18 protein-coding genes are annotated in these 26,399 nt (G+C 71.5%); 9 read left to right on the top strand and 9 right to left on the bottom strand.

Going from position 1 to position 26,399, the window contains the following annotated elements:
- Nucleotides 1-2 precede the first annotated feature (2 nt).
- On the top strand, nucleotides 3-749 hold the full coding sequence (locus ACFE71_RS00970; protein WP_375426946.1) for a PspA/IM30 family protein: 747 nt from the start codon (nucleotides 3-5) through the stop codon (nucleotides 747-749).
- Nucleotides 749-1,918, top strand: a complete 1,170-nt coding sequence (locus ACFE71_RS00965; protein ID WP_375426945.1) for a glutathionylspermidine synthase family protein — start codon at nucleotides 749-751, stop codon at nucleotides 1,916-1,918. The genes ACFE71_RS00970 and ACFE71_RS00965 overlap by 1 nt, the downstream gene beginning before the upstream one ends.
- 109 nt (nucleotides 1,919-2,027) lie before the next feature.
- On the opposite strand, the gene ACFE71_RS00960 is transcribed toward ACFE71_RS00965, so the two are convergent.
- The 6 genes from ACFE71_RS00960 to ACFE71_RS00935 form a co-directional block, all read right to left on the bottom strand.
- Nucleotides 2,028-3,917, bottom strand: coding sequence for a potassium transporter Kup (locus tag ACFE71_RS00960; RefSeq protein WP_375426944.1), 1,890 nt, complete (start codon nucleotides 3,915-3,917; stop codon nucleotides 2,028-2,030).
- Between the two features lie 121 nt (nucleotides 3,918-4,038).
- A complete protein-coding gene (gene acs / locus ACFE71_RS00955; RefSeq protein WP_375426943.1) occupies nucleotides 4,039-5,970 on the bottom strand; it encodes an acetate--CoA ligase in 1,932 nt (643 codons plus the stop codon).
- Nucleotides 5,971-6,049: 79 nt separating this feature from the next.
- A complete protein-coding gene (locus ACFE71_RS00950; RefSeq protein ID WP_375426942.1) occupies nucleotides 6,050-8,119 on the bottom strand; it encodes a TonB-dependent receptor in 2,070 nt (689 codons plus the stop codon).
- A 97-nt stretch (nucleotides 8,120-8,216) separates the two neighbouring features.
- The gene (locus tag ACFE71_RS00945) at nucleotides 8,217-8,642 is read right to left on the bottom strand and encodes an organic hydroperoxide resistance protein (RefSeq protein WP_375426941.1); all 426 of its coding nucleotides are present in this window, start codon (nucleotides 8,640-8,642) and stop codon (nucleotides 8,217-8,219) included.
- Nucleotides 8,643-8,800: 158 nt separating this feature from the next.
- Nucleotides 8,801-10,969, bottom strand: coding sequence for a penicillin acylase family protein (locus tag ACFE71_RS00940; RefSeq protein WP_375426940.1), 2,169 nt, complete (start codon nucleotides 10,967-10,969; stop codon nucleotides 8,801-8,803).
- 119 nt (nucleotides 10,970-11,088) lie between these two features.
- Complete coding sequence (locus ACFE71_RS00935; RefSeq protein ID WP_375426939.1) at nucleotides 11,089-13,617, bottom strand: EAL domain-containing protein; 2,529 nt, start codon at nucleotides 13,615-13,617, stop codon at nucleotides 11,089-11,091.
- A 113-nt stretch (nucleotides 13,618-13,730) separates the two neighbouring features.
- Between ACFE71_RS00935 and ACFE71_RS00930 the strand changes: the two genes are divergently transcribed.
- Nucleotides 13,731-14,354 (top strand): PRC-barrel domain-containing protein, encoded by a 624-nt coding sequence (locus tag ACFE71_RS00930; RefSeq protein ID WP_375426938.1) that lies wholly within the window; start codon nucleotides 13,731-13,733, stop codon nucleotides 14,352-14,354.
- On the opposite strand, the gene ACFE71_RS00925 is transcribed toward ACFE71_RS00930, so the two are convergent.
- Entirely contained in the window at nucleotides 14,351-15,733 is a 1,383-nt protein-coding gene (locus tag ACFE71_RS00925; RefSeq protein WP_375426937.1) for an FAD/NAD(P)-binding protein, read from the bottom strand. The genes ACFE71_RS00930 and ACFE71_RS00925 overlap by 4 nt on opposite strands.
- On the bottom strand, nucleotides 15,730-16,779 hold the full coding sequence (locus ACFE71_RS00920) for a Gfo/Idh/MocA family protein (protein ID WP_375426983.1): 1,050 nt from the start codon (nucleotides 16,777-16,779) through the stop codon (nucleotides 15,730-15,732). Before ACFE71_RS00920 ends, ACFE71_RS00925 begins: the two co-directional genes overlap by 4 nt.
- A 69-nt stretch (nucleotides 16,780-16,848) precedes the next feature.
- Between ACFE71_RS00920 and ACFE71_RS00915 the strand changes: the two genes are divergently transcribed.
- The 4 genes from ACFE71_RS00915 to ACFE71_RS00900 are packed head-to-tail and all read left to right on the top strand — an operon-like array spanning nucleotide 16,849 to nucleotide 22,452.
- On the top strand, nucleotides 16,849-17,742 hold the full coding sequence (locus tag ACFE71_RS00915) for an aldo/keto reductase family oxidoreductase (protein ID WP_375426936.1): 894 nt from the start codon (nucleotides 16,849-16,851) through the stop codon (nucleotides 17,740-17,742).
- Nucleotides 17,697-18,800, top strand: coding sequence for an LLM class flavin-dependent oxidoreductase (locus tag ACFE71_RS00910; RefSeq protein ID WP_375426935.1), 1,104 nt, complete (start codon nucleotides 17,697-17,699; stop codon nucleotides 18,798-18,800). The genes ACFE71_RS00915 and ACFE71_RS00910 overlap by 46 nt, the downstream gene beginning before the upstream one ends.
- Before the next feature lie 13 nt (nucleotides 18,801-18,813).
- Nucleotides 18,814-20,052 carry an MFS transporter gene (locus ACFE71_RS00905; protein ID WP_375426934.1) on the top strand — a complete coding sequence of 413 codons (1,239 nt, stop codon included), beginning with the start codon at nucleotides 18,814-18,816 and terminating at the stop codon, nucleotides 20,050-20,052.
- Nucleotides 20,053-20,112: 60 nt separating this feature from the next.
- Entirely contained in the window at nucleotides 20,113-22,452 is a 2,340-nt protein-coding gene (locus ACFE71_RS00900; RefSeq protein ID WP_375426933.1) for a TonB-dependent receptor, read from the top strand.
- Nucleotides 22,453-22,523: 71 nt separating this feature from the next.
- On the opposite strand, the gene ACFE71_RS00895 is transcribed toward ACFE71_RS00900, so the two are convergent.
- Complete coding sequence (locus ACFE71_RS00895; RefSeq protein WP_375426982.1) at nucleotides 22,524-23,138, bottom strand: arylesterase; 615 nt, start codon at nucleotides 23,136-23,138, stop codon at nucleotides 22,524-22,526.
- Nucleotides 23,139-23,248: 110 nt separating this feature from the next.
- Here ACFE71_RS00895 and ACFE71_RS00890 point away from each other — a divergent pair, with 110 nt between their 5' ends.
- Both ACFE71_RS00890 and ACFE71_RS00885 read left to right on the top strand, forming a co-directional pair.
- A complete protein-coding gene (locus ACFE71_RS00890; protein WP_375426932.1) occupies nucleotides 23,249-23,905 on the top strand; it encodes an ABC transporter ATP-binding protein in 657 nt (218 codons plus the stop codon).
- Nucleotides 23,902-26,391 (top strand): ABC transporter permease, encoded by a 2,490-nt coding sequence (locus ACFE71_RS00885; RefSeq protein ID WP_375426931.1) that lies wholly within the window; start codon nucleotides 23,902-23,904, stop codon nucleotides 26,389-26,391. The genes ACFE71_RS00890 and ACFE71_RS00885 overlap by 4 nt, the downstream gene beginning before the upstream one ends.
- Nucleotides 26,392-26,399: the final 8 nt, after the last annotated feature.

The raw sequence follows: 26,399 nt of genomic DNA, 5'->3' as shown, positions 1-26,399 counted from the left end.
GCATGTCGATGTGGAAGCAGCTCGTCACCATGGTGCGCGGCAGCGCGTACGAGGCGGGGCAGTCGGTCACCGACGCCCGCGCGCTAACGATCCTCGATCAGCAGATCCGCGACGCCGGGTCGGCACAGGCCAAGGCACGCGACGACCTGGCCGGGCTGACCGCCAGGCGGCGGATGATGGAGAAGGACATGGAGGCGCTGGCCGGCCAGAAATCCAAATACGAGGCGTCGGCGCGCGCCGCGATCGGGCGCGGCGACATGGACCTCGCCCGCCAGGTCGCCGAGCGGCTGTCGACGATCGAGTCCGAGCTGTCGACCAAGGAGCCGCAGGCGGGCGAGATGCGCACCGCCGAGGACCGCATCCGCGCCGTCATCAAGCAGAGCGACGGCAAGGTCGAGGCGCTGCGCCGCGAGGTCGAGGTCGTGCGCGCCAACGAGAGCGTGCAAAAGGCGCAGGCCGCCGTCGCCGCCTCCCACAGTTCGGCGGGATCGTCGCTCGGATCGGCCGCCGACAGCCTGAAGCGGATCAAGGAACAGCAGATGATCCGCGAGGAGCGGTTCCGCGCGGCGAACGAGCTAGAGGACATGCGCACGGGCGCGGACCTGGACGTCAAGCTGCGCGACGCGGGGCTGCTGGGCGGCGCGAACTCCGCCGACGACATCCTCGCGCGCCTCTCCGCCCCGCCTTCCGGCGAGCCGCTGCGGATCGAGGACGGCTCGCGCGACCCGCTCAAGCTCCCGCGCGAATAGTGGACCGGATCGAAGTAGCCGAGCGCCCCGACTGGGAGGCGGTCGCCCAGGAGATGGGCTTCACCTTCCACCACGCCGACGGCGCGCGATACTGGGACGAGCGCGCCTATTACCGCTTCACGCTCGCCGAGGTGGAAGAGGGCATCGAGACCCCCAGCGCCGAGCTTCACGGCCTGTGCCTGGCGCTGGTCGAGGAGGTGGTCGGCAGCGAGCGGCTGATGGACCGGCTCGCCATCCCGCCCGCGATGCGCGACGTGGTGGCGAACTCGTGGCGCGCGCGCGCGCCCAGCTTCTATGGGCGGTTCGACTTCAGCTACGGCGGCGCGACCGCCGGGCCGGCCAAGCTCCTCGAATACAACGCCGACACCCCGACCAGCATCTTCGAAACCGCTTTGTTCCAGTGGCGCTGGCTCGAGGACATGATCAAGGCCGGGCGGCTGCCGGCCGACACCGACCAGTATAACCGCCTGCACGATGCCTTGAAGGAACGCCTCGCCGCGCTTCTCACGAAGGGAAGCGTGCTGCATTTCGCGGGCGACGCGGCGCATCTCGAGGACCGCCAGACCGTCCGCTATCTGGAGGACGTCGCGCTCCAGGCGGGCCTCGATCCCGAGTTCGTCGCGATCGACCGGATCGGCGTCGATGGCGACGGCCGGTTCGTGGACGAGGCGGGCGTGCTGATCGCGGCGTTGTTCAAGCTCTACCCCTGGGAGGACATGCTCCGCGAACCCTACGCGAAGCACCTGCCCGACACGACGACCCTGTTCCTCGAGCCGGCCTGGAAGGCGGTGCTGTCGAACAAGGGCATGCTGCCGCTGCTGTGGGAGCGGCACCGCGACCACCCCAACCTGCTCCCGGCCGCTTTTGCGGATGACTTCGAGGGAATGGCTGAGATCGGCGACCGGCATGTCAGGAAGCCGCTATTCTCGCGCGAGGGGGCCGATATCGAACTGGTCGACGGCGACGCCCGCGAAACGGGACCAAAGGGCGGTTACGGCGAGGAAGGCTCGATCGTCCAGGCGCTGGCGCCGCTCCCCGTGTTCGGCGGCCGCCACGCGGTGGTCGGATCGTGGATGGTCGGCGACGAGCCCGTCGCGCTGTCGATCCGCGAGGATGACGGCCCGATCACGCGCGACCTGGCGCGGTACCTGCCCCACGCGATCGAGTAGCGGGCTTTCACGATCCGGACCGGTGCCGCGAAAGCGCGCGCGGCGACCGTCCACGTGGATGGGTCCGCGTCGGCCTGGGCCCGGCTTTCACGCATCGGCCGCCGACGCGTCAAAGTTCGACGCGGGTGCCCAGTTCGACGACGTTCTCGGTCGGGATCAGGTAATATTCGGGGGCGCTCACCGCGTTGCGGGTGAGGAAGGCGTAGAGCGGCGCCTGCCAGAAATTGAGCCGGGGATTGAGCGTCGGGATGGGCAGCTCGCGCCCGAGGAAGAACGAGGTCTTCCCCAGGTCGATCGGAAAGTCGTCCGGGTCGCCGGCGAGCGCGGCGACGACGTCGGGTCTCTCGAAAAAGCCGAACCGGACCGTGAGCGACGAGAAGCCCTTGCCGAGATCGACCGCCTCGACGCGCTTCTCCGGCGCGACGAACGGGGTGCGTTCGATCTCGACGTTCAGGAGCGCGATCCGTTCGTGGAGCACGCCGTTATGGCGCAGGTTGAGCGCGAGCGCGGCGGGCACCGTGTCGCGCCTGGCGCTCATGTAGATCGCGGTGCCCCCCGTGCGCGGGAAGTCGGCGGGACTGAGCCGGGCGAGGAAGGGCTGGAGGTCGGGGCGGTCCTCGCCCGTCGCCTCTAGCACCGCGCGCCGCCCCCGTCGCCAGGTCATCATCAGCGCGAAGATGAGCGCGCCGGCGACGAGCGGCAGCCAACCGCCGCCCAGGATCTTGGACGCGTTCGCCGCCAGGAAAGCGACATCGACGACCAGGAAAAAACCGGTGACCCCGATCACCGCGGGCCAACCCCACCCCCAATCGTGCCGCGCCACCGTGCCCGCCAGCATGGTGGTCGCGACCATCGTCGAGACGACCGCGATGCCGTAGGCGTGCGCCAGCGCTTCCGACGTGCGAAAGCCGAGCACGAGCGCGACCACGGCCACCGCGAGCAGCCAGTTGACCTGCGGCACATAGACCTGGCCAATCTCCGAGTTGGAGGTGTGCCTGATCTGGAGGCGGGGAAGCAGGCCGAGCAGGATCGCCTGCTGGGTGAGCGTGAACGCGCCCGAGATCAGCGCCTGGCTGGCGATCACCGTCGCCGCGGTCGCGAGCGCGACGACGGGGTACAGGCTCCAGGCGGGGAACATCAGGAAGAACGGGTTCGCCGCCGCCGCCGGGTCCGCCAGCACCAGCGCGCCCTGCCCGAAATAGTTGATCGCCAGCGCGGGCAGCACGAAGCTCAGCCAGTCGAGCCGAAGCGCGGTGCGCCCGAAATGGCCCATGTCGGCGTAAAGCGCCTCCGCGCCCGTGACGCACAGGAAGACCGAGCCGAGCACCGCGAACGAGACCCAGCCATTCCCGCCCAGATAACGGACCGCATGGCGTGGATCGATCGCGGCCAGCACGCCGGGCGCCTGCAGGACGTTGATCACGCCGATGAGCGCCAGGACGCCGAACCAGGCGATCATGACGACCCCGAACGCACCGCCCAGCCGCCCGCTGCCGAAGCGCTGCACCGCGAACAGCGTGACCAGGATCGCCAGCGCGATCGGGACCACATACGGCTCGAACAGGGGCGTCGCGACCGACAGTCCCTCGACCGCCGACAGGACCGAGATGGCCGGCGTGATCGCCCCGTCGCCATAGAGCAGCGCCGCGCCCGCGACGCCGACCACCAGCAGCAGCGTGCGCGCGCCGCGACGTTCGACCTTGCGGAGCGCCAGCGCGAGCAGCGCCATGATCCCGCCCTCGCCCTGATTGTCCGCGCGCATGACGAACAGCACGTATTTGAGCGTGACGACGACGATGAGCGCCCAGAAGATCAGCGACAGGATGCCGAGCACCGCGCCTTGCGTGGCCGCCGAGGCGCCCCCCGCCGACTTCAGGCTTTCGCGGAAGGCGTAGAGCGGGCTCGTCCCGATATCGCCATAGACGATGCCGAGCGCCCCGAGCAGCATCGCCCCGCGCACGTTCCCAAGCTTGTCCGAGCTTCGCGGGTCGTCGGTCATCACGGTCGCGCAACGCTCGGGGTTCGGGAACGGTCCCGACGCGGACGACGGCCTCGATCCCAGGGGCGTCGCCGAACGGCCCGGGCGGGTGATGAGCCGTGGATGGCGTCTGAATCCGCGCTCAGGGGACGCGACCGGCGACGAGCCGCGCGACGACCCCGGGATCGGCGAGCGTCGAGACGTCGCCCAGGTTCGACGTGTCCCCCTCGGCGATCTTGCGAAGGATGCGGCGCATGATCTTGCCCGAGCGGGTCTTGGGCAGCGCGGGGGCGAACTGGAGCGCGTCGGGCGTGGCGATCGGCCCGATCTCGCGCCGGACCCAACCGCGAAGCTCGGCGCGCAGCTCGTCGGACGCCGCCTCGCCGGCGTTCAGCGTGACATAGGCGTAGATGCCCTGCCCCTTCACCTCGTGCGGCATGCCGACCACCGCGGCCTCGGCGACCTTGGGGTGCGCCACCAGCGCCGACTCGACCTCGGCGGTGCCCATCCGGTGGCCCGACACGTTGATCACGTCGTCCACCCGGCCGGTTATCCAGTAATAGCCGTCCGCGTCCCGGCGGCATCCGTCGCCGGTGAAGTACCGGCCCGGATAGGTCGAGAAATACGTCTGGAAGAACCGGTCGTGATCGCCCCACAAGGTGCGCGCCTGGCCCGGCCAGCTGTCGGCGATGCACAGGTTGCCCTCGGCCGCGCCGTCCAGCTCGCGCCCGCCCGCGTCGACCAGCAGCGGCAGGACGCCCGGGAGCGGCCTGGTCGCGGAACCGGGCTTCAGGTCGGTGGCGCCGGGCAGCGGCGAGATCAGGATGCCGCCCGTCTCGGTCTGCCACCAGGTGTCGACGACCGGGCAGCGGCGCTCGCCCACGACGCGGTGGTACCAGTCCCACGCCTCCGGGTTGATCGGCTCGCCGACCGATCCCAGCAGCCGGAGCGACGCGCGCGAGCTCGCCGTTACCCACGCGTCGCCCTCGCGCATCAGCGCGCGGATCGCGGTGGGCGCGGTGTAGAGGATGTTGACCCCGAGATCGTCGATCGTGCGCCACAGGCGGCCATGGTCCGGATAGCTGGGCACGCCGTCGAACATTACGGTGGTCGCCCCGTTCGCGAGCGGGCCGTAGACGACGTAGCTGTGCCCCGTGACCCAGCCGACATCGGCGGTGCACCAGAACACCTCGCCCTCGCGGTAATCGAACACGTCGCGGAACGTGCTCGTGGTCCAGACCGCGTAGCCGCCGGTCGTGTGGAGCACGCCCTTGGGCTTGCCCGTCGAGCCGGAGGTGTAGAGGATGAAGAGCGGGTCCTCGGCGTTCATCGGCTCGGGCGGGCAATCGGGCGAGGCCGCCTCGACCAGCTCGTGATACCACAGGTCGCGGCCCGGCCGCATCGTCGCTTCCGCGCCCGTCCGGCGAACCACGATCACGCGTTCGACGCTTGGACACCGGCCGAGCGCCTCGTCGACATTGGCCTTCAGGGGCACCCGCTTGCCGCCGCGGCAGCCCTGATCGGCGGTGATGACGAGCCTGGAATCGCAGTCCTGGATCCGTCCCGCCAGCGCGTCGGGCGAGAAGCCGCCGAACACCACCGAATGGATCGCGCCGACCCGCGCGCAGGCCAGCATCGCGACCGCGGCCTCGACGATCATGGGCAGATAGATCGTCACCCGGTCGCCCCGGCGCACGCCTTGGTCCTTCAGGACGTTCGCGAACCGGCATACCTCGGCGTGGAGCTCGCGGTACGTCACGCGCCGCGTATCGCCCGGCTCATCGCCCTCCCGGACGATGGCGACCTGATCGCCGCGCAGGTCCAGATGCCGGTCGAGGCAATTGGCCGACAGGTTCATCTCGCCGTCCACGTACCAGCGGATGCGGAAGTCGGACTCGTCGAACGACGCGTCCTTGGCCTGCGTGGGCGCGCGCGACCAATCGACGCAGCGGGCCTCCTCCAGCCAATAGGCCCGTGGGTCGGCGGCCACCTCGGCGCGACGTCGCTCGTAATCGGCGCGCGTCACCCTCGCCCCGTCCGCCGCCTCGCCGACGGGATACAGCCGATCGGTCATGGGCCCCCTCGCAAATCGAAGCGCCCGCCGCGAGCGCGGTCGCATCATGCGCCCGCGGACCACCGGATGTATAGCTGCCTCATCCGATCCTGAGCCGCAGCCCCAGCCAGATCGTCCGCGGGGTCGCGCGCTCGACCAGGTCCGCGCCCGAGATCCCGGCCTCCACCCGCTCGTCGAACAGGTTCTCCCCGCGCGCCTCCAGCGCCAGGGTGCGCGTGACGGCCAAGCTCGCATAGCCGTCCAGCGTCGTCGCCGGCGCGAGCCGCCGCGTGTTCGCGTCGTCCTCGAACTGCCCCGCCGCATGGCGCAGCGTCGTTGACACCACCGCCCGACCCTCGCGCACCCCGACCGTCCCGCTCACCAGATCGCGCGGCGTCTGCGCGGGACGCAGGCCGTCCAGCGCCCCCGCCGGCCCCGACGCTTGGACGCGCGGGTCGACATGGCTCCAGGACGCCCGCGCGAAGGCCTGGCCCAGCGTGGCGGAGGCGTCCACCTCCAGACCTGTCGAACTGATAGCGTCCAGGTTGCGCCGGACGCGGAACACGCCCCCCGCCGCGACGAAGCCGACGCCGGGGAACGTGCCCGGACCCTGCCCCGCGGTGACGTTGGCGATCGCGTTCCCCAGCCGGTTGTGGAACAGCGTGGCCGACAGCGTCACGCCGCTCGCCGGCGTCGCCGTGACCCCCGCCTCGACGCCGTCCAACCGCTCGGGCGAGAGCTCGGCGTTCGCGGCGACCGCGTCCGGCCCCACGCGGAACGGCCGGTACAGCTCGTTCAGCGTCGGCAACCGCCATCCGCGATAGGCGGCGGCGCGGAGCGTGACCGCGTCGGCCGCGCGCCACGCCACCCCCGCGCGCCCGGTCGCTTCCGTGCCCGAGCGATCGCGGAACCGCTGGTCGGTCAGCACCGCCCCCGTCGCGATCGTCCGCTCGCCCAGGAACCCGTCCGCGATCCGCCACCGGTCGATCCGCCCGCCCAGCGTCAGCGTGACGCGGCCCAGCTCGACGCCGCCGTCGGCGAACACGCCGATCGTGCGGTTCTCCCCGCCCGCCAGCCTGCGCCGGGTTGGTGCCGCATCCACGAAGGTGAAGTTCTCCTGCGTCCGCCCCTCCACGTCGCGCCAGTCCCCGCCCAGCCGCAGGTCGATGCGCTCGCCCAGCGGTGGCCGCACCTCCAGCCGCGCCCCGAGGCCGGTGGCGGGGGTGTTGTATTGATCGAGCGTCCGGCTGACGGTCGTGCGCGCCGCGTTCACCGCCGCGAAGCTCGAGGCGAAGGCCCGCGTCTGCCCATACGCCAGCACCGACCAGCCCCAACGTCCGCGCCCGACGACACGCAGGTTGGCGTCCGCCCCCTCGCTCCGGTTGGCGGTGAAGGCGGTCCCGCGCTCGCGCCGGTCGGTGAAGGCGGTGACGTTCGCCTGAAGCTCGGTCGCGGGCGCGATCCGCACGACGCCGCGCACGGCCACCGACGCCTGCTCGTACGGAGCGGCCCGGTCGACCGGGCCCCGCCGCTCCGCGACGATCGGCGTGAAGCCGTCGCCGCGCGCATAGGCCCCCGACAGCGTCGCGAAGCCCCGCCCCCGCTCGAGCGTCGCGGCTCCCTGCGCATCGACCGACTCGCGGCTGCCGTGGAAACCCGCCGCCTCGACGCGCCCGAGCTGGGCGGGCGTGGCGCTTTCCAGCTCGATCGTGCCCGCCAGCGCCCCCGCGCCCAGATAGCCGCTGCCGCCGCCGCGCGTGACGCGCACCTCGCCCAGCCGCCCGGTGGCGTAGGCCGGGAACGCCACCCATCCGCCGAACGGGTCCGCCTGCGGCACGCCGTCAAGGAGCAGCAGCGCCCGGCTGGACGCGTTGCCGCCGATCCCGCGCAGCGAGATGCCCTGGCTCGTCGGGTTGGCGCTGCGCGAGTCGGACCGGCGGAACTGCTGCAGTCCGGCCACGTCGGCGAGCACGCTTTCGAGCCTGTTGGCGGCGTTCCGTCCGATCCGCTCGCGGTCGATCGTCACGATGTCGAACGCCCGGTCGCCCGGTCGCCCGGCAAGCCCGCGACCGGTCACGACCACGTCCGACCCCGCGCCCTCCGCTTCCCGTTGCGCCCAGGCGGGCGCGGTGATCGGGATCAGAAGGGCGAGGAGGGCGATACGCGTCATGAACCGCTTCCTTCATCCTTCGGATCCGCGCCGACGATCGCCGTCACACAGCCGCACCTTCCCCAAAAGCCGGCGCGCGCGGCTGGTCAGGCGATGATCAGGCGATGATCAGGCCGACATCGACGTTGCCGCGCGTGGCGTTCGAATAGGGGCAAACCTCGTGCGCGGCGTGGACGAGACGCTCGGCGTCGGCGCGGTCGGTGCCGGGCATGGCGATCGTCAGGTCGGCGGTGATGCCGTACCCGCCCTCGGACCGGGGACCGAAACCGATCTGCGCCGATACGGTGGCGTCGGCGGGGACGGGCACGCCCACCTTGCCCGACAGCGCCTTCATCGCGCCCAGGAAACAGGCGGAATAACCCGCCGCGAACAGCTTCTCCGGGTTCGCCCCCTCGCCGCCCGGGCCGCCCATCTCCTTGGGAACGACGAGCTTGACGTCGACCGATCCGTCGTCGGAGCGTGTCGAACCGTCGCGGCCGCCGGTCGCGGTGGCGCTGGTCTTGTAGATGACGTTCACGGGCATGGACGGTGCTCCTTCGTTGGTCGGTCGCACGGGTGGAACGGACGACCGGGGACCCGGGTTCATCGCCGCCGTGAATCGTGGGCGACGGCGTGGATGGGCCAGCGCCGGCATGGCGACGCGGACAGGGGCGACCGGTCGACCGCGGCGACGCGCGCGTTTCAGTCGCCGGGTCGGTAGCGGCGCGTGACGTGGCCCTCCAGCTCGTCGGGGTGGAAGTAAACGGGGCGCAGGTCGCCACCCGCGTAACGCGTCGCCTGGTCGGCGAAATGCGGCGAGCGCGGGTCGCCGCTCTGCCCGCCCGCCGACACGGCGCGCGCGGTCACGCGCCGCCCGAACTCGACCGCGGCGACGAAACTGTTGCCGAGCGTCCCGTAATATCGTTTCGTGCCGGGCCAGGTCCGCGCGCCGAAGGCGGCCAGCGAGCCCCATTGGGCGGAAGTGAAGGGCACGGGTATGCTGGGCGCGGCGTCGTCGAACCGCTGGACGCGGTCGCGGCCGAGGCGCTGGAAGCGGTTGATCCCGCCCCACGGCGTGCGCCAACCGCCGAAGTCGCGGGTCAGGCGATCGACCGCCGTCGCCAGCGCGGCGAGCTGCAGGTCGGCGCGCGCATGGGCCGCCAGCCGATAGCGGGCGAGGCCGACGGGCTGATCGGGCCCGGTCGTCGCGGCCCAAAGGTCCTCGGCCCAGAACACCGCCAGCGACGTCCCGGTCGACATGGCGGACCAGCGCCGGTCCCACGCCCGCAACGCGGCCACGGGCTCGGCGAGCCGCGCGCGGCGGGAATCATCGGGCGGGAGCGCGTCGTAAGCGGCGAACAGCGCGGGCAGCAGGATATCGAACGCGGGAAGCGCGGGGTCGTAGGCGAGTTCGATCAGGCCGGGCAACGTCAGCGCCCTGGCTTTCCCGAGCAGGTCCAGCGCGTGCAGGCCGCGCGGGTTCTCGCCGAAACGGTCCATGTATCCCGGATAGGCGGCGGCCCTGGGCGAGTCGGGACCGGCGGCGCTCCACGGATGGTTGTTGGTGTTGACCACCCAGCCCCCGCGCGGGTTCACGACGCGCGGTAGTTCGCCGAGCGGGTGGAGGCCGCGCCAATCGGCGGCGGGATCGGAACCGTCGACGGGCTTGGCGTAGTCGAAGCGCACGCTGCGCCGGGGCACGAATTGCGGGAGCAGGAATGCGGTCGTGCCCCCGGCATCGGCGAACAACGTGTTGTTGGACGAGTTCGCCCGTCGCGTCGCGACGCGGACGAACGCGGCGTAATCGCGCGCCTTGGTGCGCAGGTAGCTCTGCTCCAGCGCCGCCACGGGCCGGTGCATCAGCGCGGTGGCGATCCAGCGGCCGCCCTCCGCGCGCGTCACGGGACCGTGGTGGGTGTGGTAGGTGCCGAACGTCCGCGTGGCCAGCGCACCGTTTGCGGCGCGGTATCGGATCGTGACGGGGCGCGTCTCGACCAGGCGTTCCGTCCGGCCATGGCGGTACAGCGTCCGCCCGTCGCGACGCACGATGTCCTCCGCGAACTCGTCCACGGCATCGACCCCGCTGGTGGTGTGCATCCATCCGGCGGTCCCGTTCCAGCCCTGATAGATGAAGAACTGCCCCCAGGTCGCCGCGCCGTACGCGTTCAGCCCCTCCCCGCTCGTCACCTGCTGTTCCGCGCGGAAGAAGAAGGAGGTGTGCGGGTTGATGAGGAGCAGCGGACGACCGCTCGCCGACAGGCGTGGGCCGATGGCGATGCCGTTCGATCCGCTCGGCTCGGCGGCGACCAATCCCCGTTCGCGCGGGGTCCAGGCGAGGGGGCGGCGGCCGTAGAAGGCTTGGAGCTGCGACAACGGCACGCGCTCCACGTCGCCGCCGATGCTGCCCTCGGTGAAGGAGAGCGCCATCCACGGCTCGAACCGGGTGATGACGCGCGGGCGGACGTCGGGGTGGGTGGCGAGATAATGGTTGAGGCCGTCCGCCCAGGCGGTCGTCAGCCGCCGGAGCCAGGCGGGCGCGCGCTCGTGCATCCGCCGGAGCTCGGCCGGATCGTTCCACAGCCGCGCGCGCAGATCGGCCCACAGCGCCGCCTCGCCGTCCGCCTCCGCCGTGCGGCCGAGCGCGGTCAGGTAGTTGGCCTCGATCCGGGGAAAGTCGTCCTCCGCCTGCGCGTACATCATCCCGAACACCGCGTCGGCGTCGCTGCGGCCCCGGACATGCGCGATGCCCCAATCGTCGCGGGTGATCGTCACGTCGCGCGACGACGCGGCCGGCCGGGGCGCCGCGCCGGTGGTCGCGACCAGCGCCGGCAGGCCGAGCATGGCCGTGAGGAGCACCGTTCCCTTCCGCATGGTCTTGAGCCTAGTCCGCCGACCGATGAAAGCAAGGCGCGCGCTCGCGATTGGACCGGGCCGCGCGGCCAAGAGCCGCGGGACGTGCATGGGCGAGCTGTTCCGGTTCCGGGCGAACCCTAGCAGGCGACCGCGTCGGCGCCGGTCGCCGATTGCCGGAGCATCGACGGCACCAGCGCGGCGGGCTGCGCGCGGCCGAACAGGTAGCCCTGGCCGAGCGTGCAGCCCTCGGCCTGGAGCCACCGGAACTGGGTGGAGGTCTCGACCCCTTCCGCCACCGTTTCCAGCCCCAGGTCGCGCGACAGGCCGATCAGCGCGCGGACGATCGCCGCCGCGCCCGCATCCGCGCCCAGGCCGGTGGTGAAACTCCGGTCTATCTTGATGACGTGGATGGGAAAGCGCCGAAGGTGGACCAACGAAGCGTATCCGGTCCCGAAATCATCTAGCGCGACGCGCACCCCGGCCGCGGCCAGCCGGTGGAGCGTGTCCGCGACCGCGTCGGTGCGCCTGCCGAGCAGCACGGTCTCCGTGAGCTCGAGCTCGAGCGCCCCCGTCGACAGGTCGACTGCGGCCAGGCTGCCCAGGACGCGCGCGACCAGGTCGCCCCGGACGAATTCGGCGTCGGCGACGTTGACCGCGATGCGACCGAACGGGACGCCCGCCGCGCGCCATCCGGCCATGTCGGCGACGACGCGCGCGAGCATCCGGTCGGACAGTTCGGCCGCGACCTCGTGATCCTCGAACGCGGCCGCCAGATCGCCCGGGTCGCGCAGGCGTCCGGTGGCGTCGCGCCAGCGCAGCAGCGCCTCGAACCCGGTCGTGCGGCCCGTCGCGAGGTCGATCTTGGGCTGGTAGTGCGGCTCGACCCGGCCCGCCGCCAGCGCGCCCCGCGCTCGCTTGAGCATCCCCGCGCGCCGGGCGATCCCCGCGCGCAGGCGTCGGTCATACAGTTCGGCGCGGCCGCGGCCCCCCGTCTTGGCCGCATAAAGCGCGACGTCGGCGCTCTTCAGCAGCGCCCCGGGGACCCGGCCGTGATCGGGATGGAGCGCGGCGCCGATGCTGGCGTGCGTGTCGAGCGCCCGCCCGCCCACCACCAGCGGCTCGGCCAGCCGGCGGCGCAGGCCTTCCGCCGCCGTCGCCAGCGCCTCGCGCGTGGCCACGCCGGGCAGGATCAGCCCGAACTCGTCGCCGCCCAGGCGCGCCACGCCGTCGGGGCGGGCGGCGGCGGCGACCAGCCGCTCGGCCGCGCCCCGGATCACCGCGTCGCCGCCGTCGTGGCCGATCGAGTCGTTGACCTGCTTCAAGTGATCGAGATCGACCAACAGCAGCCCGAACGGCTCGCCGCGCGCGACGGCCGCCGCGAGCCGCTCGCCGAACAGCGCGCGGTTGGCCAGGCCGGTGAGCGCATCGTGCCGCGCGGCCCACAGCACGCGCGACTGCGCCAGATGAGCGTCGGTGACGTCGCGGACCGTGACGATCACGCGCTCGGGCGCGCCGCCCGCGTCGCGGTGGACTAGGCCTTCGGTGGATACCCAGCGCTCCGCCCCGTCATCGGCGCGCAGGATGCGGTATTTCGACTGAAAGCGGTGGGCGAGATCGCCGCGCAGCGACGCGTGATACCGCGCGATCACGGCGTCGCGGTCGTCGGGATGCAACAGCGACCAGTACAGGTCGGTGCACGCGACGCTATCGGCGGGCAGGCCCAGGATCACCTTCAACTCGTCCGACCACTCGCGCGACCTCGTGCGGACATCATAGTCCCAGACGCCCAGCCCCGTCGTCCGAAGCGCGAGGCGGAGCCGCTCCTCGCCCGCGGCGCGCGCCTGCTCGGCGATCAGGCGGTCGTGGATGTCTTCGAGCGTGCCGTACCAGCGAACGACCGCGCCCGCCGCGTCGCGACGTGCCTGCGCGCTCGACGACACCCAGCGATAATCGCCGTCCCGGGTCCGGATGCGGAAACGGGTGGATAGGACGCCGTCCTCCGCCGCCTGGTCCGCCGCCGCGTGGATCGATGCGAGGTCGCCCGGGTGCACGATCGCGCGCCAGCCTGTCGCGAGCGCCCGTTCGGCGTCCAGGCCGGTCAGTTCCGACCAGCGGCCCGAGACCTCCGTGACCTGCCCGTCCGCGTCCGCGACCCAGGGGATCTGCGTGTTGAAGGCGACGATGTCGCGATAGTGCCGCTCGCTTTCGCGCAGGGACGCCTCGACGCGCTTGCGCTCGGTAAGGTCGTGAAGGACGCCGACCGCGCCGGTCACGCGACCCTCCCCATCGAACAACGGGGTCGGGTCCACCACGACGGGCACGCGCGTCCCGTCGGGGCGGACCGCCACCAGCTCGACGCCGCGGGTGGGCCGTCCTTCGCGCAGGGCGACCGCCACGGGCGAGTCCCCGGGTGCGACGGGGTCGCCGCCCGTCGTTTCGAGACGCCAGCACCCGCACCAGCGCGTCTCGCCGAGCGGCGGGCGCCGACCCCACAGCGCCGTCGCCGCGTCGTTGTGGAACAGCAGACGGCCGGCGGCGTCGGTGGTGTAGATCGCCATGGGCAGCGCGCGCAGGACCGCCCCGGTCGCCGGACCGTTCGCCAACGCGTCCGCAGGCGCGATCTCCCGATCTGGCGAGGGCGCGAAATCGGTGGGGGACTGATCCAAGGCGCGGCGGCTTTCGGAAGCGGGGGAGGGTCGGTGACCGCCTGACTAACCCGAACAACTTAAACCCTGGTTATGGACGGGAACGCGCGCGGCCCGGGTCACGTTGGGGGACGATGGAACAGATCTCCGGCTGGGTCGCGCTCGTGGCGACGTGCACCGCGGCGCTCATGACCGCCGCGAACCTGGGCGCGCGGGTCACCGGCTGGGGCTTCGTGGTGTTCACGGTCGGCTCGATCGGCTGGTCGATCCTGGGGATGGTCACCGGCCAGCAGCAATTGCTGCTCTCCAACATCTTCCTGACGTTGGTGAACTTGCTAGGCATCTGGCGATGGCTAGGCCGCCAAGCCAAACACACCGACGGCGGACGCCGCGCGATGAAGAAGTCGGAGCGGGCGGCGGGGCCGAGCCTCCTATCCGCCTCGGAATTGCTGGGCGGATCGGTCAGCGACGCGGACGGCGACAGGCTGGGCACGGTGGTCGACGCGATGATGTGCCGCGCCGACGGACGCCTGGTGTATCTGGTCGCGAGCCGGGGCGGCGTGGGCGGGGTGGGCGAGGATCTCCACCCGCTGGATCCCGACGCGTTGGAGCTGACACCCGAGGGCGCGGTCACTCGGCTGACGGCGGCCGAGTTCGCCGCGCTTCCCGTGCTGGAGGCGGACCGCTGGCCGAGCGAGCTGCCGGCTGCCGCGAGGTATGCGCCGACGCGCGGCCCGCGTCTAGCGACGGTGGGCTAGAGGCCCTCCCCACCGACCCATTGCGCGTTCGACAAGCGTCGTGCCAAATTCCAGCTCTGCCACCGAATGTCGGGCACCGCGACGATCTCCCACACGCCCCCACGCGTCATGGGGCCGATCGCGTGGAGGCGGTCGGATACCGCGCCGTCCTGGTTCACGATCCTTGACTGCGCATCGACATCGAGACCGAGGCGCAAAGGATCGGGGCGGATCGCGCCGGCATCGAGCAGGCGGCGGAGCAGCGGCTCGCGGCTGCGAAGCAGGTCGCCTTGCGGTCCGGTGCAGTTGACGATGCGCGCGGCGCGGGTTTCGACCAATTGCGCGGTGCCGCGCGGACGCCAGCGCAGCGTCGCGCCGCGCGCGTGCGCCTCGATCCCGACCGGCTTGCCGCCCGCGAAGGTCAGCCGTCCCTCGCTCACCAGCGCATCGATCCGGTTGGCGATCGCCGGAGCGAGACGATGGCGGTGGATGTCCCAATAGGGCCGGGCGTGGCGCAGGAAGCGAGCGCGCTCGGGCCCGGTCGCCGCGCCCCACATGATGTGAGTCATCGGGCGCAGCTCGTCGACCGCGGTGCGCCAGCCCGCCTCGGCGGCGCGCGCGCGGACATGCGCGACGACGGCGGACAGCGGACCGGACGGACGCTCGAGCACCGGGTCGCAATGCGGCAGGCCGTCCTGGTGCCGATGCGGCGCCAGGCCTCGCCGGGACAGCGCGAGGATGCGCCCCCCGAACCCACCCGCATCGAGGAGCAGCGCGGCGTCGACGGCGGTCAGGCCGGTGCCGATCAGGACGGCTGTGTCGTCGTCGCCAAGCCCCTCGCCGATATCGACCGCCCAGGGATCGGGGCTGTAGCAGGAGGGCGGCAAGCTGTCCGCGCCGAGGCCGGGCGGATCGTGCGGGGGCAGGTTGCCGACCGCGAGCACCGCAGCGTCGCCCGCGATCTCCTCGCCGTCCGCGAGCGTCAGCGCGACGCCGCCCTGATCGTGCCGAAGATCGACCGCCTCGCCCTCGATCAGCCGCAGCCGGCCGGGTGCGCGAGCGCACGCCGCGTCGAGCATCTCGCGCAGATACGCGCCATAGGTGGTGCGCGGCACGAAGCTGGTGCGCCCGCCCTCCCCGCGTGAGGCCAGCCAGCGGACGAAATGGTCGGGCTCGTCGGGCAGCGCGCTCATGTTGCCCGCGCGGACGTTGAGCAGGTGGCTCGGATGCGCGGCGCTGTAGGCGACGCCGCGCGCGACCTGCGACGGACGCCGCTCGATCAGCGTCGCGCCCGGGCCTTCATGACGGAGCAGGTTGATCGCGAGCAACGTGCCGGAGAAGCCGCCGCCGACGATCAGCACGTGATCTCCCGGCGCGGCGATGCGCGTGGGGGCGTTCACAAATCGAGCTCGCTCATCGCGACCACGCGGCGCTCGCGCCCGCTGAGTTCGGCGGCGATGCCGATCCCGACCGCCATCAACCCGTCATGCGCGGTGACCTGGACCGGCCCCTCCCCCCGCACCGCCGCCGCGAAGGCGCGGTGCTGGTAGAAAGTAGCGCCGTGATGCGATCCGGCGTCGAGCGCGGCGCGGTCGACCTCCACATGCGTGCGCTCGGGCGCTTTCGGGCCGCGCCAGTCGACGCGCGGGGAGAAGATCAGGTCCCCCGGCGGAATCAGCACGTCGAGGCGCGCGCGGTCGCCGGTCGCCGACATCTCCTCCTGATGCGCCGCGCCTTCCGCGAACATGCACAGATCGAGCATCGCGCGCACGCCGTTGGCGAAATCGACGGTGGTGAAGCTGTTATCGATGATGTCGGGCCGCTCGCCGCCATACTCCTCGTCCAGATGGTTCACGTCCATCGCCCCGGAGCAATAGACGCGTACCGGCTCCGACCGGGTGATCAGTCGCATCAAATCGAGGAAATGGCAGCATTTCTCCACCATCGTGCCGCCGGTGTTGCGGCTCAACCGATTCCAGTCGTCGACCTTGGGGAGGAACGGGAACCGGTGCTCGCGCATGGCGAGCATCCGTAGCGTGCCGATGCGCCCGCCATGCACCTGCGCGATGAACGCGGCGGCGGGGGGCATGAAGCGATACTCCATGCCGGTCCAGAAGGGGCGCGGATGCGCGGCGGCGCGATCGACGATCCAGCGCGCGTCGGCGAGCGTGGTCGCGAGCGGCTTCTCGCACAGGATCGCGACATCGTTGTCGAACAACCGCTCGAGCACCGCGCGGTGCGTGTGGTTGGGCGTGGCGACGACCACCGCATCGACCTCAGCCCCGTCCACGAACGCCTCGATCGTGTCGAACCGCGCCACGCCCTCGGCCCGGTCGCCGAGCGCGGTCGCCGCCCATTGCAGCGAGGCGGGAGTCGGATCGGCGACCGCGACGATCTGCGCACCGGGCGTGATCAGGAGGTTGCGGAGGTGCTCGACCCCCATCATCCCCGTCCCCACGACACCATACCTGATCGGAGCTACCATCGTTACTCGCCCTATGTCATGACCCCGGCCATGACCACGCTGCGCTCTTCACGCGAACCACGCCCGCTCGGCAAGAGCGAACTGACCGTGTCCCCGATGTCCTGGGGCATGTGGCGGCTGGAGGGAGAGGACACCGCCCCCGCCCGCGCGCTGATCGACGCGGCGTTCGAGGCGGGGATCACCTTGTTCGACACCGCCGACATATACGGCTTCGGCGGGCCGGGCTTCGGGACGGCGGAGGCGCTGTTCGGGCGCGCGCTGGCGGAGGACGGTTCGCTCCGCGACCGGATGGTGATCGCGACCAAGGGCGGGATCACGCCGCCCGCGCCCTACGATTCGAGCGCGGCGTATCTGGCGGCGGCGATCGACGCGTCGCTCGGGCGGCTGCGGATCGACATGATCGACCTGTACCAGATTCACCGTCGCGACTTCCTGACGCACCCGCACGAGGTCGCGGGCGCGCTGACCCGCGCGGTCGAGGCGGGGAAGGTCCGGACGCTCGGCGTGTCGAACCACGCCCCGGCCGAATCGTCGGCGCTGCGACGGTTCCTCGACCTGCCGATCGTGTCGACCCAGCCGGAGTTCTCGGCGCTTCAGGTCGCGCCGATGTATGACGGCACGCTCGATCAGGCGATGGCGGACGACATCGCGGTGCTCGCCTGGTCGCCGCTCGGCGGCGGGCGGCTGGTCGGGAGCGACACGCCCGCGGGCAAGCTGCTGGCGGAGCAGGGTTCGGCATACGGCGTCGATGGGACGGCGGCGGCGCTGTCCTGGGTGATGGCGCATCCGGCGAGGATCATCCCGATCGTCGGGTCGCAGAACCCCGCGCGCGTCCGCGCGTCGGCCGACGCCCACAAGGTCGAATGGACGCGCGAGCAATGGTACGCGGTGATGCAGGCGGGCACGGGGGAGAAGCTGCCGTGACGCCTTGCGAAATGTCGTGGTTCTCGGCGTTGTGCGATGACGATTACGAGTTTCTGGGCGTCCCCGACGATAAGCTGAAATCCAGCTGGGAGCATTGCCGTGACATCGCCATGCAGGCGGAGTCGGGCGGGTTCGACAACATCCTGCTGCCGTCGGGCTATCAGCTGGGCATCGACACCACCGCCTTCGCCGCCGCGATCGCGCCGATGCTCAAGCGCATGCGGCTGCTGATGGCGGTCCGGATCGGCGAAAGCTGGCCGCCCCAGCTCGCTCGCCAGCTGGCGACGATCGACCGGATGCTGGGAGGGCGGTTGACGGTCAATATCATCTCGAGCGACCTGCCGGGCGAGAAGCTCGACAGCGAGCCCCGCTACCGGCGGACGGTCGAGGCGATGCGTGCGCTCCGCACGCTGCTCAACGGCGAGCATCTCGATCTCGACGGCGAGTTCTACAAGCTCCAAGTCGATCCGCCGCGCGTGGGCACGGTGTCGAGCCGTTGCCCGCTCTTCTATTTCGGCGGCATCTCCCCCGCCGCGCGCGAAGCCGCCGCCGAGGGTTGCGACGTGTACCTGATGTGGCCCGACACGATGGCGGGCGTGCGCGCGATCGTCGCCGACCTGCGCGACCGGGCAGCGAAGCACGGGCGGACGCTCCGCTTCGGCTACCGCGTCCATGTCGTCGTGCGCGACACCGAGGCGGAAGCCCGCATGGCGGCCGACCGGCTGTTGTCCAAGCTCGACGACGCCGAGGGCGCGGCGATCCGCGCCCGCTCGCTCGATTCCGCCAGCGCGGGCGTCGCGCGCCAGGCGGAGCTGCGCGAGGCGGCCGGGAACGCGGGTTATATCGAGGACAACCTCTGGACCGGCATCGGCCGCGCCCGCTCGGGCTGCGGCGCGGCGATCGTCGGCGATCCGGACCAGGTGCTCGCCAAGCTGAACGCCTACCGCGCGGAAGGCGTCGACGCGTTCATCCTGTCGGGATACCCGCACGCGGCCGAGGCCGACCTGTTCGCTCGCCATGTGCTTCCCCGGATCGAGCATGGACCGCTGATCCTGTGATCGCCTGCCGCTCGTGACGATCACCCCGGCGCGGCGCTGGGCGCTCTACGGCCTACTGTGCGTCGCCGGGATCTTCAACGCTATGGACCGGCCGGTCATCGCCATTCTCAAACCCGACATCTCCGCCGATCTGGGCTGGACCGACGCGCAGTTCGGTGAACTGGCGGCCGTCACCCAGTTCGCCGCAGCGCTCTCCTTCCTCTTCACCGGCTGGATGATCGACAAATTGGGCGTGCGCCGGTCGGTGATCGTCGGCGTCACCGCTTGGAGCATCGCCGCGATGGCGCATGGCTGGGCGCGGTCGGGCACCCAGGTGGTCGCGGCACGCCTCGGACTGGGCGCGACGGAGGCGGTGCAGACGCCGCTCTCGATCAAGACCGTCGCGACGTTGTTCGCCCCCGCGCGCCGCTCCTTCGCGATCGGGCTCGGCACCGCGATCGCGGGCGCGGGGACGATCCTGATGCCGTTCGGCGTACCGATCCTGGCGGCGACGGTCGGCTGGCGTGGCGCGCTCGTCTTCGCGGGCGTCGGCGGGTTCGTGACGCTGGCCGCGTGGCTGATCGTGGCGCGCGGCATCCGGTTCGACGATCGCGCCGATCTGGCGGACGCCGACTATTCCGACGACGGAGAGCCCTACGGACCGATCCTCAAGGAACGCCGCACTTGGGCGATCGTAATCGCCAAGGCGATCTCGGACTCAACCTGGTGGCTCCTGAATTTCTGGCTGCCCGACTTCTACCGGCGCGAATACGGCCTCTCGACCGCCGAGCTGGCGGTGCCGCTGGCGATCGCCTTCGCCGGCTCGGGCGGCGGCGCGTTCCTGGCGGGGTGGATCTCCACCCGGTTGATCGAGCGCGGGTGGGAACCCGCCAAGGTGCGGCGCACCGTCATGCTCGTCTCCGCGCTGATCGTGTTGCCCGTGCCGTTGGTGCTTTGGCTCGACAGTTTCTGGCCGGTCGCGGTGATGATGGGGCTGGTGCTGGCGGGGCATCAGGGCTTCTCGCTCAGCCTGTTCTCGGTCATCACCGACGTGGTGTCGCGCGCCAAGGTCGGGCGGGTGACCGCGTTCGGGTCGTTCTGCGGAAATATCGGCGGGATGGCGATCGTCTACGCGACCGGGCTCGTGCTGACGGCGGGCGGGGGGTACCAGCCGCTATTCGCCTTCGCGGCGGTGTCGTACATGGCGGCCTATGCGTGGTTTCGGCTGGTCATGCCCCGAACCGACACGAGATCGGGATCGGGTGCCGCCTAGCGGTTCTTTGTTCACCCGCGACAAGCGGAGGGCTAGGCTTGCGCCCATAAGGGAGAGAAGATGAAGACGACCACGAGCTTGATCGCCGCGCTGCTGGCCGCGACCGCGACGCCCGCCCTGGCTCAGTCCGCGGCCGAGACGCAGGGCACCGGCCCCGTCACCGCGCCCGAGGAGACGACCTCGACCGCCCTCGCCGACATCATCGTCACCGCCCAGAAGCGGTCCGAACGGCTGCAGGACGTGCCGATCGCCGTTACCGTCATCTCGGGCGAGGCGATCGCGGCGTCGGGCGCGGTCAACATCGAGAACGCGCAGTATCTCGTCCCCACGCTCAATTTCCGCAAATCGGGCTCGGCGATCAACCAGTCGCTGTTCCTGCGCGGGGTCGGCACCTCGACCTTCTCGATCGCGGGCGAGCCGTCGGTGTCGACGGTGGTCGACGGCGTCGTGTTCAGCCGCGCGGGCGAGGCGTTCAGCGACCTGATCGACATCGAGCGGATAGAGGTGCTGCGCGGGCCCCAGGGCACGCTGTTCGGCAAGAACGCGTCGGCGGGCGTCGTCAACGTCGTCACCAAGCGGCCGGGCGACACGCTGGGCGGCTACGTGGAGGGCGGCTTCTTCACCGGCAACGGGAACGAGTACCGCACGCGCGTCGCGCTCGACCTGCCGCTCGGGCCCGTCAAGAGCCGCGTCACCGGCTTCTACGGCACCTATGCGGGGAATATCCGGAACGTCACGCGGGGCACGCGCGTCAACGGCTACGAGCATTACGGCGTCCGCGGCGTGTTCGTGATCGATCCCACCCCCGACGTGACCGTGACGCTGATCGGCGACTACCGCGAGTCGGACGACGATTGCTGCGGCGAGGTCATCGGCACGGTTCCCGCCGGGCTTGCCGGGGCCGCGCTTCCCACCCCGCGCGGCGACCGGACGCGGCGCCTGGCGCAGGACCTGATCACGCGCACGACCGAGAAGAGCTGGGGCGGCTCCGCGCAGATCGAGGCGACGGTGGCGGGCCAGACGGTGACGTCGATCACCTCCTACCGCGAGTACGACAACCGCGAGATCCGCGACGGCGACTTCCTGCCACGCGCGTTCGCGGACCAGCTGCAGGTAACACAAACGCCGGCAGTACCGGGCCGTCAGAACCTGAACCAGCTGCATGACGACGGGCCGCAGGTGTCGGATACCTTCACGCAGGAGGTGCGGATCACTTCGCCGGGCAACCAGTTCCTCACCTACACCGTCGGCGCCTTCTATTCGCGCGCGTTTACCGAGCGGACCTTCACGCGGCGCGACGTGGCATGCGACGCCAACCCGCGTCCCGCCATTCTCGTGCCGTGCGGTACGCCGGGCGCGCCACCCTCGACCTTCCCGATCGGGAGCGCCAATTTCGGGTCGTTGTTCAAGAACCTGGCCTTTTACGGCCAAGGCGAGCTCAACCTCACCGAACGGCTGAGGCTGATCGGTGGCGTACGGTACACCAACGACGAGCTGTCGGTGTTCCACCAGCGCGTTACGACCCTGGCGGGGCCGGGCATCAATCCGAGCTTCGGACCGTTTCGCGGCAAGACGACGAATGACAACTGGTCGGGCAAGGCGGGCGCGCAGTTCGACATCGCGCCGGCCGTCACCGCCTACGGCAGCTGGACGCGCGGCTATAAGGGGCCGGCGTTCAACGTGTTCTTCAACCTCGGCGCGACCGGCACCAACGTGATCGAGCCCGAGACGTCGGACAGCTACGAGGGCGGGCTCAAGACCACCTTTCTCGATGGGCGGCTGGTGCTGAACGTCGCGGGCTATTACGCCAAATACAACAATTTCCAGGCGAACAACCCGGATGTCGTCGCGGGCGTGCTCGTCACGCGCTTCACCAACGCGGGCGAGATATCAACGCGCGGCGGCGAGCTGGACCTGCTGTTCCGTCCGGTGCCCGACTTCAACATCTCGGGCGGGGTCGCCTATACCGACGCAAAGGTGGACGCGTTCCGCGTGCCCACCAACGGGGTGACCACCGGCGTGATCCCGCCGGGCACGCGGCTCGGCTACGCGCCCAAATGGAAGGGCTCGCTCGCCGCCGACTATCGCCTGCGCACCGGAGGCGCGGTCGATTTCGGGCTCGGCGCGGACGCGTCCTACCAGTCGAGCCAGCTGGCTCAGTTCGATGCCAACCCGGCGGTGCGCGCGGCGACGACGATCGGAAGCTACGGCCTCGTCAACCTGGCGGCGTCGCTGATCGAGCGCGACGACCGGTTCAAGCTGACCGCGCAGGTGCGGAACCTGTTCAACGAGAGTTTCGCCGCCTCGATCACGAGCGGCGGGCCGGGCGGGAGCTTCCGTTACATCATCCCGCGCGAGGCGGACCGGTATTACGGCATCACGGGCCGCGTGAACTTCTAGAAGCTCCGTCAGCCCGGGCTTGACCCGGGGTCCCGCTTTTCCTGCGCCGGCCAAGGTAGCGGGACCCTGGATCAAGTCCGGGGTGACAAGGAGGAAGGTCGCGGCAGCGCCAGCCTGACCGCCGGCATCATCCGCGCGACGACAAGCCCGACGCCGCGCGCGTTGGGGTGGAGGCCGTCCGCCTGGAACAGCGCTCGGTTCCCCGCCACGCCCTCGCCCAGGAACGGATAGAGCGGAACGCCCTGGCGGCGGGCGACGCGCGCGTAGATCCCGTCGAAGCGGCGGCGGTAGTCGGGGCCGAGATTGGCGGCGGCGCGCATGCCGACGAGCAGGACGGGGATGCGCCGCCGCTTGAGCTCGCCGACGATGCGGTCGAGATTGGCCTCGACTTGCTCGGGCGGCAGGCCGCGGAGCATGTCGTTCGCGCCGAGCTCGACCAGGACGAGGTCGGGCCGCGCCTTCAGTCCGCGCAGGCCCCAGAGCAGCCGCGCGCGCCCCTGCGCCGCCGTATCACCGGACACGCCGCCATTGCGGACCTCGGCAGCGACCCCGGCGCGGCGAAGCGCGTCCTGCAGCCGCGGCGCGAAACCCTCGCGCGGCGGCAAGCCGTAGCCCGCGAACAGACTGTCGCCGAGCGCCCAAATCAGCGGTCGCTCGGGCGAGGCCCAAGCCGCGGTCGGCAGCATCAACAGCGCCGCCAAGTGGACAAGCCACCCCCACGCCCCATATCGCGTCACCAGTGACTTCTCCCGACCGATCATCCCCGTCAGGTAATGCCGCCATCGACGCGCGCAACGTGACCCTGACGCTGGGCCGCCCGCCCGCGAGCGTCGAGGTGCTGCGCGGCGTCACCTTGTCGGTCGACGCGGGCGAGACGGTGGCGTTGCTGGGGCCGTCGGGGTCGGGCAAGTCGTCGCTGATGGCGGTGCTGTCGGGGCTAGAGCGGCCGACCGGCGGATCGGTCGAGGTGACCGGGCTGGACTTCACCGCCTTGGATGAGAACGCGCTGGCGGTGGCGAGGCGCGGGCGCATCGGCATCGTGCTCCAGGCGTTCCATCTGCTCCCGACCATGACCGCGCTGGAGAACGTCGCGGTACCGCTTGAACTCGGCGGCGCGCGCGATGCGTGGAACCGCGCGGAGGCGGAGCTGCGCGCGGTCGGGCTGGGTCACCGACTGACGCACTATCCGGCCCAACTATCGGGCGGCGAGCAGCAGCGCGTCGCGATCGCCCGCGCGCTGGCCCCCCACCCTACCCTGCTCTTCGCCGACGAGCCCACGGGCAACCTCGACACCGCGACCGGCGCGGAGGTCATGGACCTGCTCTTCGCGCGTGGGCGGGAAGCGGGGTCAACCCTGTTCGTCATCACGCACGACGCGGGCCTGGCGGCGCGGTGCGCGCGGGTGATCACGCTGGGCGATGGACGGATCGTGTCGGACACGGGCTCCGCATGAGGCTGGCCTGGACGCTGGCGCTCCGCGACCTTCGGCGGAGCGGCCGGGGGCTGGTGCTGCTCGGGCTGTGCCTGTTCCTGGGCACCGCCGCGTTGGCTGGGATCGGCAGCGTGTCGGCGAGCATGCTGGCCGCGCTAGCGACCCAGGGGCGCACCCTGCTCGGCGGCGATCTGGAACTGCGCGTGTCGCAGCGTCGCGCCACCGTCGAGGAGGCGGCCGCCTTCGCGTCGCTCGGCCGCATGTCCGAATCCGTGTCGATGCGCGCGATGGCCGAGCCCGCGAACGGCGCGCCCGCGTTGATCGACCTGAAGGCGGTCGATGCGCGCTGGCCGCTGGTCGGGCGCTTCACGGCCGAGCGCGGGGCGACCGCGCCGCGCCCGATCGGCGACGGCGTGATCGTCGCGCGCGCGCTCGCCGACCGCATGCGCCTGCGCGTAGGCGACCCCCTACGGATCGGCACGGCGCGGTTCCGGGTGGCGGGCGTGATCGCCACCGAGCCCGACGGCTTGGGCGAGGGCTTCAGCCTCGGCCCGCGCGTGCTGGTCGACCTGCCCGCGCTCGACCGCACCGGGCTGGTCCAGCCGGGCAGCCTGTATTCCAGCCGCTACCGCATCGTCCTGCCCCGTCCCGCCGATGCGGCGCGGCTGGGCGAGACCGCGACGCGCCGCTTCCCGGACGCGGGCTGGTCGGCGCGCACCGCCGAGGATGCGGGCGGCGGTCTCCGGCGCGGCATCGGCCAGTTAGGGCAGTTCCTGCTTTTGGTCGGGCTGGCGGCGCTCGCGATCGCGGGGGTCGGCGTCGGGAGCGGCGTATCGGCCTACCTCGCGGGCAAAACGCGCGTAATCGCGACGCTCAAGGTACTGGGCGCGAAGTCCGGGCTGATCGCGACCACGTTCCTCATCGAACTCGGGCTGGTCGCGGGCGTGGGTATCGCGGCGGGGCTACTGTTGGGCGCGGCGACCCCGGCGATCGTCACTACGCTGGCGGGCGACGCGCTCCCGATCGCGCCCCGCGCGGGGCTCTACCCCGCCCCCCTCGCGCTCGCCGCCGCGCTCGGCATGATCGTAACACTATTGTTCGCACTCCCCGCTCTAGCCCGCGCGCGTGCGGTACCCGCCGCGATGCTTCTGCGAGACGCGGTCGCCCAGCGCCGCCTGCCTCCGCTCCGCACGCTGGGCGCAATGGCGTTGCTGGCGGTCGGGCTCGTCGCGCTGGCGGTGCTGACCGCGAGCGACCGGCGGCTGGCGGCGTGGTTCGTCGCGGCGACGGCGGGGTTGATCGTCGCGCTCTGGCTTGTGGGTCTCGCCGTCAAATGGCTGGCCGCGCGCGCGCCGCGTCCGCGCGGGACGTTGCTCCGGCTCGGGCTCGCCAACCTTCATCGACCCGGTGCGCAGACCGACCGATTGGTGGTGGCACTCGGGCTCGGCTTCTCGATCTTCGTCGCGCTGGCGGCGGTGAACTCGTCGCTCGGCGACGCGATGCGGTCGACCGCTCCCGCCAAGGCTCCGCGCTTCTTCGCGCTCGATCTCCAGCCTGACGACGCGCCCGCCTTCCGCGCGGCCGTGGCGCAAGCGGGCGGCGGACGGATCGAGGTCACGCCGTCCCTACGCGGATCGATCGTCGCGCTGAAGGGCCGTCGCGTCGACGAGATGGGCGACCTGCCCGAGGGCGCGTGGGTGCTGCGCGGCGACCGCACCATCACCTGGTCGGCGGTCGTCCCTCCGCGCAACGCGGTCAGCGCGGGACGCTGGTGGCCCGCCGATTATAGGGGGCCGCCGCTCGTCTCGCTCGAGGATCGCGCGGCGGAGGCGCTGGGACTGAAGATCGGCGACGAGATCACCGTGCTTGTCCTCGGGGTCGAGGTGCCCGCGCGCATCGCCGCGCTTCGCACGATCGACTGGGGCGGGCTGGGGCTCAATTTCGCGATCGTCTTCTCGCCCGGACTGATCGAGGAAGCGCCGCACGGGCTGCTCGCCTCCGTCTACTCGCCCCCGATCCGCGACGGCGCGGTCGCCCGCGTCGTCGCCGAGGCGCTGCCGTCGGTGACTTTGGTGCGCGTGGGCGATGTGATCGGGCAGATCGGCGAGCTGCTCGGCCGCATCGCATTCGCGATCCGGATCGCCGCGGCGGCAACGATCGCGGCGGGGATCGCGGTGCTCGTCGGCGCGGTCGCGGCCTCCGCTCGGGCCAGGCGGGCGGACGCGGTGATCCTGAAGCTGCTCGGCGCGACGCGCGCGCAGGTGCTCGGCGCCCAGGCGATCGAGTACGGCCTGCTGTCGCTGCTCCTCGCCGGGGTAGCTCTAGCGGTGGGTCTCGGCGCGGGGTGGGTCACGGTTCGCCAAGTGTTCGAGCTGCCCTTCGCGCCCGATGGCGTCGCGATCGCGGCGACGCTGGCGGCGGCGACCGCGATGACGATGATCGTGGGAGTGCTCGGCAACCTCGCGACGCTGCGGGTCCGCCCGGCCGAGGCGCTTCGGGCGGATTAGGACGAGGG

It is taken from the genome of uncultured Sphingomonas sp. (assembly GCF_964237155.1).
Taxonomy (GTDB): Bacteria; Pseudomonadota; Alphaproteobacteria; order Sphingomonadales; family Sphingomonadaceae; genus Sphingomonas.
Note: the sequence above shows the minus strand (reverse complement) of the source record. Positions and strands in the feature narration are given on the sequence as shown.